Here is a 10,449-nt window from a genome sequence, read left to right as displayed (position 1 = left end):
CGCTCGCGGCTCTGCACACCGCGCGTGTTCAGCATCCCACGGGTCATGGCTGCAGTTCCGGCAGCAACAGCCGGCCCCGCCACCACCATGAAATTCCCCGACAGCCCGCGCACGATCAGAGGCGTTGCAGCAACGAAGCCCTTCGCCAGGAAGATCATGACGAAGAAGGGGATAAGCGAGCCGATGTTGGTGGCGGACTCCGGGTCTCCGACCTGCGCAAGGAGGGCATTTGCCATGCCGACCACGGTCGAGAACATCGCGGCGATGACGACGGGGTAAAAGGCATAGCTGACGGTTGTGGAAACCCAGCGGTGGAAGAAGTCCTTGGTCGCATCGAAGAGCGACAGGGCGATCATCAGCGGCGCCAGGCCCAACATGAGCGAGAGCATCATCTTCGCGAAGATCAGAACGATCCCGGTCATGAAGCCGAGGATGCTGAGCAAGATGAGGCCGATGCCGCCCAGGATCGCGCCTGTCATCCACCCCAAGTTATTGCCAATGGCATTCAGATAGGCCGAGAACTGTTCGATCAGATCATCGAACTCGCCAGCGAAATGGGTTGCGCCAGCTCCGCCGCCCCCGACCGATCCGACTAAGGCCCCTGCGATATAGTCCAGGCCACCGATCACCGCGTTCGCCACCGCATTGAAGCGGGTCCAGTTAAAGGCGAAGAAACCGATCAGGGTCAGTTTCAGCAGGTACCAGAAGAAGGTTGCGCCATCCATGCTGCGATACTGGAAGGCCATGTTGATGCAGAGGCCGATCAGGGAGAGCGTGACCATCAGCAGGGTGATCGTGCCAATATTGCTTGCCACAGCCCCGAACTGCGATTCCGCAGCCGAGGCGAGGAAGCTATCGGCTGAACCGACCATCCAGCTGACGACACCCATTACCAGTTGCCCTGCGTTTCGCAGATGGATTGGACGCGATCCGCAATGGTGCGCTGGTGCGCCCTGAGCTCCCGGCGAAGCGCGGTCTGCTCACCTTGGGGCAGCTCGATATACCGCTCGCGGTACTCTTCGTCAGCCGCCGTCCACTCCGGGAAGCGGGTTTCGCAAGAGCAGTCCTGCGTGGATGCGATGCTTTCCCAAGCCCGAACCTCGTAGAGCTCCATGAGAGTAACTGCCTTCCAGGCTTCCCGGATGTGCAGTTCCTCAACCCATGCCGGGCGCTCAGACCTGTCATTGCAGATCCGGTAGCGCTGCGGCTCAAGCGTGGGTGTCAGATCGTTGGTGACGGGCGTTTGGCCGATGGCCGGAAGGGCGGCGGTGCAAACGGCAGCGGCGAGAACGAGAACACGCATGGGGTTTCCTTTCGTCATTCGGCGGCAAGGCGTGTGGGGGCCTCTTCAGAAGCGATGCCGGGCAGGTAGAATTCGGTGATGCCTCTGGCCCCTTCATGGCGGCCGGCCTGTATGATGACGTCGATCGAGCCGTCGATGTAGGTGATCATGTCGGCATAGGTCATCGGAAGGTCCGTCTTCAGGGCGGCAATGGCAAGACGACGGACGGCGAGCTGCGGTGTCTCGGCGTGAAGCGTGGTCAGCGATCCGCCGTGGCCGGTGTTGATCGCCTCGAGGAAGGTCATGGCCTCCTTGCCGCGCACCTCGCCCAGAACGATCCGATCCGGACGCATGCGCAGGGTCGAGGTCAGGAGAGCATCGGCGCTGCGGGCGTCAGATTCCCTGTCCGAGATCAGCGTCACGACATTCGGCTGCTCGGGTCTGAGTTCGGCCGCCTCCTCGATGGTCAGGATGCGCTCTTCATCCGGGATGAGAGAGATGATCTTGCGGGCGGCGACGGTCTTGCCGGTGGAAGTGCCGCCGGAGACGATCATGTTCAGCTTGTTCTCGACGCAAAAGCGCAGCGCAGCTTCGATCTCGCCGGATGCCACAACCTTCCGCAGCGCGAGATTGCGTTCCTTTCGCAGCCCCTCAAGGCTGCGTTCGCGCCCGTAGAGAAACCCAAGCCTGATTTGCTCGAGGGGTAGCGTCGAGAAGAAGCGCAGCGAGATGGAAAACCCGCCTTCGACGGCCGGCGGCTGGATGACCTGAGCCCGGATCGGTCGATCCCCCCAAAGGATGCTGACCGACACGATGGGCTTGCGGTTGCTCAGCGTCGTGTTCGCCGCCGAGGCAATCTGATTGCCCAGGTCGCGGATCTCGATCTGGGTGAGTGGCTGACCCAGGTCTCGCATGAAGTGATCGCCCTGGAACTCGCCCCAGACCCGGCCATCGGGGTTGATGCAGATCTCGATCACATCAGGGCGGCGGATCGGATCCCCCAGCCGTACCAGCGAGGCTTCGAGATAGCTTGCCGCCATCAGAGGATCTCCAGATCGCGGTCGACCATCACGGTGATGCGCGTTCCCTGCGGCACGCGGATCACCGGACGGATCGAGAGATAGTCCTGCATCACGCTGCGGCTGGCATCGCGCAGGTCCGTCGCCACATCGCTTGCCGCGTCCGAGGTCGTGTCGTCATCGATGCTCGCCGCAGCCGCTGCGGGAACCGCTCCGATCAGGGAGATCAGAGCGGCAGAGCCAAACCGGGTGCCGAAGCGGCTGTCGACATCGCCGGTGACGCCAGAGCGGCCAAGCTCATCACCGCCAAAAGCACTGATCTGGACGGTTTGGTTGTCGGGCAGAATGATCCGGTCCCAGCCGACCATCACCCGGGATTGCGCCAAGGATACCTCGGAGCGGTAGCGTCCGATCAGCTGGGCACCGCGCGGGATCAGAATGCGGATGCCATCGAAGGAATGCACATCTTCCGAAACCACAGCCCGGATCACACCGGGCAAGGCACTGTCCATGGCGGTTTCCAGCACAGCCTGGATCATGGTGCCCTGCACCACGGTATGGCCGGGGTTCACGATGATTTCGGCGCGGGTCATGGGCGCCGCCGCCGCGCCACCCCGCACGAAGGCCTCGTCGGCGCTCAGTCGAGCGGCTTCGACCTCGGATTCCCCGTTCGCTCCCCCACCCACACCGGACCAGGCAAGCATGGGGGAGGTGATGCGGGCCTCGCGCGCGGCTGCCTCGGCGGCCCGCCGGCGTTCGAGTTCGGCAAGCCTTGCATCTTCCTCGCCGGTGCCGGGCGCTCCAAGCCGGGCAATCTCAAGATCCATGCGAATGCGCTCCAGCTCGCGGTCCCGCTCGACGAGCTGCCGCTCAAGAGCGCCGCGGGCTTCCGCGTTCGAGGCGTCCAGTGCTGCCAGTTGTGCTGTCAGATCCGCGATGGCTGCCTGTGCCGCTGGATCGCCCGTCTCTACGGGACGCGCGCGCAATTCGGCCAGTTCGGCTTGCAATCTCCCAAGCGTTTCTCGCAGCTCGAGCTCTGCAGCGCTTGGCCCTTCAGGAACCGGCGCGGGCGCCGGAGCAGGTTCTGGAACCGGAGTCGCGGGGAATTCGCCGAAGCCTGACCCCGCGCTTTGGAACTCCTCTGCCGCCGCAGTGGGTAAACTGGGCTCGGGCTTTGGCTGCAGCAGCATCCAGCCCAGTCCACCAATCATCAGAATGGCAGCGCTGCCGAGCAGGGCCGCAAAGAGAGAGGGGCGGGCGGGCGCTTTACGTTTTCCCGTGGAGGCTTCTATGGCTTTGAGGCGGGTCGCAAGGTCGTCAGGATCAATGCTCATGACGATGCCCCACCGTCGGCACCCGACATGTCCTGGATGCAGATGACCTCCTCGCCGAGACGCAGGACCCACTGGCGGTGCACCCCGGAGACCCGGATCACGCCTTCTTCCTGCGCGACCGAATTCACGGTGCGCTCACGCCCGCCGGTCCAGCGGAAGATCGCGGGCATCGGCGCGTTCCGCGGGAAACGGAAATAGGTGAATGTGCCATCGTCCCAGACCGCTGTCGGTGTGAACTCGGTTTGGCTACTCACGGCATAATTGCTGTTCGGCGCACCGGCAGCGACGGCATTGACTGCAGGCGTGGCAGCATCCGGATAGCGGAACTGCACGACATAATGCGGGGTCTCGCGCGCTTCGACGACATGGAAGTAGTAGGAGCGCCGGTTGGTATAGACGGTGATGTTGGTCGCCACATTTGACGCCACGGGCTTGATGGCAAAGGCCCGGCCGCCCGGCACGCCGTCGAATTGGAATCCCGCCGTGTCGCCCGCGATGATCGAGCGGATGGTTTCTCCTTCTCCGAACTCTATCGAAGTCACGCGGGTCAAGTTGGTGACCACACGGTAAACTTGACCCTCGGTCCAGGTTGCCACGCGCACCCGGCTGTCATGCGATCCGGGGCGCGGTGTGATCTCGGCGAATGCTGGCAGGGCCGCGACGATCAGGATTGCGGAAAGAAGCCGGGAGGGGAGGAGTAGGCGGGGCAGGGCGAGCTTCATTCCGACCGGTCCGATCTGATGGCATATTGGGTGACGGTGAAGCCGAAGGGATTTTGCCAGACATCGTCGATGCTGCGGGCGCGCTCCGGGCGGAATTCGAACATCAGCGTTGCGGTGAAGAGGCCGACCTGGCCCCCCTGCGGGCTTGTCAGGCGCTTGCGCAGCCGAACCTGCGCGCGGTTCTCGCCGATCAGGGTGATGCTGGCGATCTCGACCGCCATCTCAGATGTGGCGCCATAGCGGGTCGGAGGAAAACTCTCCTGACCACTGGTCCACATCGCCCGCATGCTGGCCTCCGCTGCGCCGATGGACTGTGCCAGCACCCGGTTCACCCGCAGGTCGTTGTCGAGCTGATTATAGGTCTCGCGGTCAAGGATGTAGCGATAGATCTGAGACTCAATCACCGCCGGGCGCTCTGACAGTCGCACCGCCTGAACAGTCGCGTTCGGCAAGGCGAGGCCGCTTTCCGGGTCGTAGGGCACCACCACAGGCAGCGGCGGCTCGACGAAAACTGCGACTGCCGCTGCGGCAAGGCAGCCCACAACCCCGAACCCAGCCCCTGACAGACCGATCACCCGCCACTGGCGCTCCCGGCGGAGCGCGCCATAGACAAGCTCTTCCTCGACGACTTCTCGCAGGTCCATACTCGCACCCGCCGTCATTCGAGGCTCGGCATGGTGAAGTCCATGTAACGCCGCTCCTGGGCAATGGTCGCGGCATCGACAACGCCTGCATTGCCCGCTCCGATGGTCTGGATCGCCTCCAGCTCCCACATGCGGGTCATGGCGATCGCGAGTTCTGCCGTCACGCGTGTGTTGTGATCCATCGAGGCCTTGAGATCGTCCATGTCGGGGATCATCGCGACCAGTCGCTCGACCCGCGCTAAGGACTGCGCCGCCTCCTCATGGCTGTTCTGTGCCGCCGCCGAGAGCACCGCGCCTGTGGTGGCCCTTGTCGCAATGCCTTCGGCCCCTGGGTTCCCGCTGGTCGCGATCTCACGCAAGGAATCTTCGTCGAAACCCGCGCTCGCCAATGCCTGCTGCATCTGGGTGCGCATCGGGCCCGCGGTGACCCCGAGCAGGTTGCTCCAGTCGCCGTGCTGGATGCCGCGGATCAGGCCGGGAAGGTCCTCGAACTTGGCCTCGAGAAGCTGGTCCAACTCGCCGCCCATGATGAGGCCGAGGATTTCGCGCGGGCCGGTCAGCGAGGCATACATGCTCTGCAACTGGTCGAACTGCTGCTGAAGCATGTCCAGCTGCTCGAGCGCATTCTCGAAAATGTCGCTCTGGATCCCGAAATCCTCCAGCATCTGCTGCAGCTGACGAATTTCCTGAGCGATGTTCTGGGTATCGACCGTAGGCACTCCCTGGGCCGAGGCGCCGCTGGCGGCACAGAGGCAAAGCGCCGTGCTGATCAGAAACCGACTCATCGCAAATCCTCCAATCGGAAATCCATGAACCGCCGCTCGGCGGCCTGTGCAGCGGCCAGCGCGATCTGTTCATCACTCAGGGGTTGGGTCTGCGCCGCTTTCAGCCGCGTGCGGATGGCAACAATCCGGGCCAGTTCGGCGCGCGCATAGGTGTTCAGGGCGATGGACGCCTGCACGTCTTCAGTTGTTCCGATAAGACTAATTATGTCATGTAAACGCTGTGCCGCAGCCTGAACCGACACCATGGAATAATCGCCATAGACACCGGATCCATGCGCCGAGAGGCTGAAACTCGCATTGGCCAGCAGCACGGGATCGATGGTGCCAAGCGCATCGGGGCCGCCCACAATAGCGAGGTACCGATTGTATTGCGCCGGGATGACCACGACATAGTTCTGGGTCTCGGCAAAGGGTGGCACGCCGCTGTATTGCTGCACACGGCCGGGCCCGGCGTTATAGGCGGCGAGCGCATGGATGATGTTGCCATCAAACATGCCGAGCATCTGTGCGAGGTAGCGCGCGCCGCCGGTCACCTGCAAATAGGGATCATCGTAATAGGCCGGGTAGATACCGAGGTCACCTGCGGTGCCGGGCATGATCTGCGTCAGGCCAAAGGCACCGACACCAGACTGCGCTCCGATCTGGAAGCGGCTTTCCTGCCAGATCAGCGCCTGCAGCAGGCAGCGCCATTGCACCGGCGTCAGCCCTGCGCGCGACACGCCGGAAAGAGAGTAGGTGTCGCGAGCCCCGCGGATGATCAATTCCTCGACCGTTTCGCGGGCGTCGCCGAACCGTCGGGTCGCGGCGGGGTTGCCGTCTTCGGTCGCAAAGAGCGCCGATGCAGCCGTCTCTCCCCCGTTCCCGGCCTCCAGCGCGGCCACACTCGCACCAACGGACACACTGGCGCCGACAGTCATCGCGCCAAGGATGCTCTCAAGTGAGGCCAGTTGCTGGCGCTCGATTTCGGCCAGTTCCTCTTCCCGGCTCAGCCGATCCCGCTGCAACGCGATGTCCTGATCACGCTGCGCAATCGTCGCCGCCGTTCTGGCAAAGCCCTGAGCGTCAAATGTCGGCACGCCCTGCGCGCCCAAGGGCTGCGCAAGCGAAATGCCGATCATAACCTGTGGCAAGATCCGCGCCATGGCGTCAGTTCGCCGCGCCGATCAGGGTGAAAGCGCAAGGGTCTGCCGCTCGCGAGACCTCGCCGCCCATGGTCGAGACCGTGACGCCAGTTGAGCGCTCAGCGAAACTGAAGCAATTGGCTCGTGGGGCCTGCCCACTTGCACAAGCGGCAAGGAGCAGGAGACTGCCGAGGACGGGAAGATGGATAAGCCGGGCACAATTTACACGAGACATCACACTACACCTTCCAGAAATCAGGGCGGTCGCGGTAGTCCGCCCCCACGAGTTGCTCGCCCTTTTCCATTCCGCCAAGGACGGTCACGAGAGGGCCGAGGGCTGAGAGATCGGCATCGATGACAACCGAGCCACGGTCGTCGCGCACCAGCGCCAGGCGCGAGGCGGTGCCCACGCCCAGAAGGACATCGAGTTCCTTCTCGCTGAGACCGAGCATCGCGTAATCGGCTGCGCTGGCGCGGATGTTTGGCAGCAGGATCTGCGTCGGCACCGCTTCGACGATGGTCTTGCCGGTGCGGGTGCGCTCGAGCTGGCTCGCATATTGCGTCATCATCACAACGACCGCGTTTTGTTTCCGGGCTGTGACGAGCCAGTTGCTCAATCGGTCCGCGAAATAGCCATTGTCGAGCGCCTTCCAGGCTTCATCAATCAGGATCACCGTCGGGCGGCGATCCTCGATCACCCGCTCGACCCGGCGGAAAAGGTAGGAGAGGACGGCCATCCGCTCGCGCTCACTCTCGGAATCGAGGATGCCCGTCAGATCGAACCCGGATACTTCACCGCCGAGCGAGAAGCTGTCTTGCGGGTTGGCCCCGAAGATCCAGCCATAGCGGCCGGTCTCGGTCCATTCCTGCATTCGCTCAAAAAGATCGCCATCATCATCGGTCGAGACCAGCAGTGAGGCGAAGTCTGACCAGTTGCGAAGCCCCGCGTGGTCGGCACCGGCGTTCTGGCGCACGACTTCCTGCAGGCGGTTGGTCTGAACAGGGGTCAGCGGTCGGTCGCGGCGTTCAAGGAGCGTTGCCAACCAATCGGCAAGCCAGGCCTGACCTCGATTGTCGATCTCGGTCTGAAGTGGGTTCAGCCCGGTGGGTTTGCCCGCGCGTACGGTGGCATAGCTGCCGCCGAGAGCGCGGACCGCCATTTCCATGCCGGCGCGGTAATCAAAGATGAAGAGCCGGGCACCGGCCCGGCGGGCCATGGTCATCAGAAACGCAGCCAGCACCGATTTGCCGGAACCGGGACGTCCGAGGATCAGAGTGTGCCCGCCGGTCGGCTCTTTCAGAGGCGAGCCCTGTTCATGGAAACTGAACCGGAAACCGCTGCGCTCCGGGGTTGGAAACAGCGTGATCGGCACGCCCCAGGGCAGTTCCTCACCGGTCTTCCCAAGTGGGGTGCGGTGGAATGTCGCCAGATCCGCGAAATTGTGATTGGTGATCGCCGCCTTGCGGCTCCGCGCGCCGGTGTTCCCCGGGTGCTGCGCCATGTAATGCGCGCGCGAACCAAAGCCTTCCGAGATGAGGTTGATGCCGGAACTGGCCGAGATGTTGCGGATCTCGGCGCAGATATCGTCGAGATGGGCCCGGGATCTGGCATAGACCGCCACGGTCATATGGTGTTCGCCGAAGATCAGGCGCTTCGATTCCAGATCGTCCTGTGCCACCTCCAATTCCTGCGCGAGGCTGACCGCGCCATCATTCGCGGCCTGCATCAGCCGTAGCTGGCGTTTGATCCGGCCGGCCATGATGTTCGAATTGATCGGTACGAAGGAATGGGTGACGACCATATCGACCGGCAGGTTCAACTCATCGAGCATCAGACTGTCGGTCTTGGCCGGGTAGTTCTTGACGGCAAAGATCGCGCCGAACTTGTCGCCCACGGCGCCATCAGTCAGATGGATCTCTGCGCTGCGGAAGGTCACGCGCGTGTTGGCCACGTCCTCGGCGAGGATGCCGAGGCGCGAGGCCGGGAAGAGAGGGTGCTCCTCGCCCGTGTTCAGGCTGCCGAGGAAGCCCAGCAATTCCCCGCTCTCGGCCGTCAGCAGGCGGGGCTTCAGATCGGAGAAGCTGGAGAGCATGAAGCCCACCACCTCATCGAGCTTGCGCAGCCTCCGCGTGGTATCGGCGGCGAGCCGCGCACGCGAGGCCGCAGCAATTAAGGGGATCCGGCTGCCAGGGTCTGGGCGTTTCAGGATCGAAAGCGTGAGGGTCTTGTCGCGCAGCCCACTCTTCGCAAGCTGTGCCTGCCAGCGGGCGTCGACTGCCGCTGCAAACCCATCACCCGGGATCGGTGGCAGCCGCGTGTCCACCGCTTTTGACACCTTGTGCAGATAGAAGGAGAACTCCGTCCCGACCTGCGCCACCACACCAGCAAGCAGTGCCCCGATCCGGTCGAGATGGCTATCCTCAGACGTGGTGCTGTTCACCCCCTCAAGGCGGATGCATTGCATCAACTCGTTGCCCCGGGTGCGGATCGTGTTGCCGGCGACCAAGCTGACATAGGGCAGCATATGTGCGAGCCGCTTTTCCTTCCCGGCCCATTCCGGCAGCGCCGAGATCGGGTCGAGTGCGAGATCGGCGCTATATATTGCTTTGGTCGCAGCATCACGGGGCATAACTGTCGCCCCCGTGATGCTTGCGGTTCCGCGTCGGCGGGGTTTCCTGAAGCGTGATCACCAGTACGTCGAGGAAGTTCGGATCCCAGTCCGCCGCCTTCCACAAGAGCGGCCAGGCAATCCCGGCCGCAACCACGATGATCCAGCTCTGGACCCAGAGGAACAGCATCGACGAGCCAAAGAGCCAGACCATGGCATACATGATCGGCAGCCCCATCAGCTTGGGGGGCCGCAAGAGGCCGATGAAGACGCGCGACTGTTCCGCCATGATGCTCTGGCCTCAGGTGGTCCAGATCGCGGCAACGATGGTCGGTGCGGCGGCAATCCCAGCGATCGCCACCAGCACCCAAAGCGCCTGACGAAAATCGAGAATGCCGAAAAGCCAGGACAGGAAGACCCCGATCAGCGCCAGTGTGCCAATCACGATGCCCAGAGGGCCGGTGATCGCATCAACGATGCCTTGCAGCAGTGTCTGCACCGGCGAGAGGTCGATACTCTGTGCTAGCGCAGGACCTGCGAGCACCACAAAGGCCATCGTCATGACGGCCGTGACGGAAGGGGACTTCATCAACTCGTTCCTTTCAGCCGCGCAAAAACGGCCTGCACTCGGGCCACATGGCCCTGGGTCTCAACGTAAGGGGGGATGCCACCGTGGCGGCTGACGGCCTCGGGTCCGGCGTTATAGGCGGCAAGCGCCAGTTCCGGCGTGCCGAAGGTCTCGAGCATCAGGAGGAGATAACGGGCCGATCCATCGAGATTCTGCCGCCAGTCGTTCGGATCGACCCCGAGAAAGCTGGCGGTATCGGGCATCAGCTGGCCAAGGCCGATTGCACCGGCATGGCTCAGGGCCGCCGGGTTATAGGCGCTCTCGACCTCGATATTGGCCCGGTAGAAAAGTGCCCAGTCGGTGAC

Annotated in this window: 12 protein-coding genes; all 12 read right to left on the bottom strand. The window is 63.3% G+C overall.

Annotated elements, in window-relative coordinates:
• Positions 1-890 (bottom strand): TrbL/VirB6 family protein (locus AC4FS3_RS28145; RefSeq protein WP_491023284.1); only part of this gene is annotated, 890 nt, incomplete at its 3' end.
• Entirely contained in the window at positions 890-1,303 is a 414-nt protein-coding gene (locus tag AC4FS3_RS28140; protein WP_491023283.1) for a hypothetical protein, read from the bottom strand. The genes AC4FS3_RS28140 and AC4FS3_RS28145, both read right to left, overlap by 1 nt.
• A gap of 14 nt (positions 1,304-1,317) precedes the next feature.
• Positions 1,318-2,322 carry an ATPase, T2SS/T4P/T4SS family gene (locus AC4FS3_RS28135; RefSeq protein ID WP_491023282.1) on the bottom strand — a complete coding sequence of 335 codons (1,005 nt, stop codon included), beginning with the start codon at positions 2,320-2,322 and terminating at the stop codon, positions 1,318-1,320.
• A complete protein-coding gene (locus AC4FS3_RS28130; RefSeq protein WP_491023281.1) occupies positions 2,322-3,635 on the bottom strand; it encodes a TraB/TrbI/VirB10 family type IV secretion system protein in 1,314 nt (437 codons plus the stop codon). The genes AC4FS3_RS28135 and AC4FS3_RS28130 overlap by 1 nt, the downstream gene beginning before the upstream one ends.
• Complete coding sequence (locus AC4FS3_RS28125; protein ID WP_491023280.1) at positions 3,632-4,357, bottom strand: TrbG/VirB9 family P-type conjugative transfer protein; 726 nt, start codon at positions 4,355-4,357, stop codon at positions 3,632-3,634. The genes AC4FS3_RS28130 and AC4FS3_RS28125 overlap by 4 nt, the downstream gene beginning before the upstream one ends.
• The gene (locus AC4FS3_RS28120) at positions 4,354-5,001 is read right to left on the bottom strand and encodes a VirB8 family type IV secretion system protein (RefSeq protein ID WP_155046098.1); all 648 of its coding nucleotides are present in this window, start codon (positions 4,999-5,001) and stop codon (positions 4,354-4,356) included. Before AC4FS3_RS28120 ends, AC4FS3_RS28125 begins: the two co-directional genes overlap by 4 nt.
• A gap of 14 nt (positions 5,002-5,015) precedes the next feature.
• Complete coding sequence (locus AC4FS3_RS28115) at positions 5,016-5,786, bottom strand: type IV secretion system protein (RefSeq protein ID WP_491023279.1); 771 nt, start codon at positions 5,784-5,786, stop codon at positions 5,016-5,018.
• Positions 5,783-6,928 carry a lytic transglycosylase domain-containing protein gene (locus AC4FS3_RS28110; protein WP_491023278.1) on the bottom strand — a complete coding sequence of 382 codons (1,146 nt, stop codon included), beginning with the start codon at positions 6,926-6,928 and terminating at the stop codon, positions 5,783-5,785. Before AC4FS3_RS28110 ends, AC4FS3_RS28115 begins: the two co-directional genes overlap by 4 nt.
• Before the next feature lie 218 nt (positions 6,929-7,146).
• The gene (locus tag AC4FS3_RS28105) at positions 7,147-9,537 is read right to left on the bottom strand and encodes a VirB4 family type IV secretion/conjugal transfer ATPase (protein ID WP_491023277.1); all 2,391 of its coding nucleotides are present in this window, start codon (positions 9,535-9,537) and stop codon (positions 7,147-7,149) included.
• Positions 9,527-9,805 (bottom strand): VirB3 family type IV secretion system protein, encoded by a 279-nt coding sequence (locus AC4FS3_RS28100; RefSeq protein WP_035715013.1) that lies wholly within the window; start codon positions 9,803-9,805, stop codon positions 9,527-9,529. Before AC4FS3_RS28100 ends, AC4FS3_RS28105 begins: the two co-directional genes overlap by 11 nt.
• A 12-nt stretch (positions 9,806-9,817) precedes the next feature.
• Positions 9,818-10,105, bottom strand: coding sequence for a TrbC/VirB2 family protein (locus AC4FS3_RS28095; RefSeq protein ID WP_035715012.1), 288 nt, complete (start codon positions 10,103-10,105; stop codon positions 9,818-9,820).
• The coding region (locus AC4FS3_RS28090; RefSeq protein ID WP_491023276.1) for a lytic transglycosylase domain-containing protein at positions 10,105-10,449 on the bottom strand (345 nt) is incomplete at its 5' end. The genes AC4FS3_RS28090 and AC4FS3_RS28095, both read right to left, overlap by 1 nt.

The sequence above is a fragment of the Pseudogemmobacter sp. TB195 genome, assembly GCF_058313095.1.
The sequence above is the reverse complement of the archived record's forward strand: the minus strand, read 5'-3'. Positions and strand labels throughout refer to the sequence as shown.

What these genes read in the sequence shown, in the direction of transcription:
- AC4FS3_RS28130 (WP_491023281.1), bottom strand. Translation starts at nt 3,635, where the DNA reads ATGAGCATTGATCCTGACGACCTTGCGACCCGCCTCAAAGCCATAGAA.
- AC4FS3_RS28135 (WP_491023282.1), bottom strand. Translation starts at nt 2,322, where the DNA reads ATGGCGGCAAGCTATCTCGAAGCCTCGCTGGTACGGCTGGGGGATCCG.
- AC4FS3_RS28095 (WP_035715012.1), bottom strand. Translation starts at nt 10,105, where the DNA reads ATGAAGTCCCCTTCCGTCACGGCCGTCATGACGATGGCCTTTGTGGTG.
- AC4FS3_RS28105 (WP_491023277.1), bottom strand. Translation starts at nt 9,537, where the DNA reads ATGCCCCGTGATGCTGCGACCAAAGCAATATATAGCGCCGATCTCGCA.
- AC4FS3_RS28140 (WP_491023283.1), bottom strand. Translation starts at nt 1,303, where the DNA reads ATGCGTGTTCTCGTTCTCGCCGCTGCCGTTTGCACCGCCGCCCTTCCG.
- AC4FS3_RS28115 (WP_491023279.1), bottom strand. Translation starts at nt 5,786, where the DNA reads ATGAGTCGGTTTCTGATCAGCACGGCGCTTTGCCTCTGTGCCGCCAGC.
- AC4FS3_RS28110 (WP_491023278.1), bottom strand. Translation starts at nt 6,928, where the DNA reads ATGGCGCGGATCTTGCCACAGGTTATGATCGGCATTTCGCTTGCGCAG.
- AC4FS3_RS28100 (WP_035715013.1), bottom strand. Translation starts at nt 9,805, where the DNA reads ATGGCGGAACAGTCGCGCGTCTTCATCGGCCTCTTGCGGCCCCCCAAG.
- AC4FS3_RS28120 (WP_155046098.1), bottom strand. Translation starts at nt 5,001, where the DNA reads ATGGACCTGCGAGAAGTCGTCGAGGAAGAGCTTGTCTATGGCGCGCTC.
- AC4FS3_RS28125 (WP_491023280.1), bottom strand. Translation starts at nt 4,357, where the DNA reads ATGAAGCTCGCCCTGCCCCGCCTACTCCTCCCCTCCCGGCTTCTTTCC.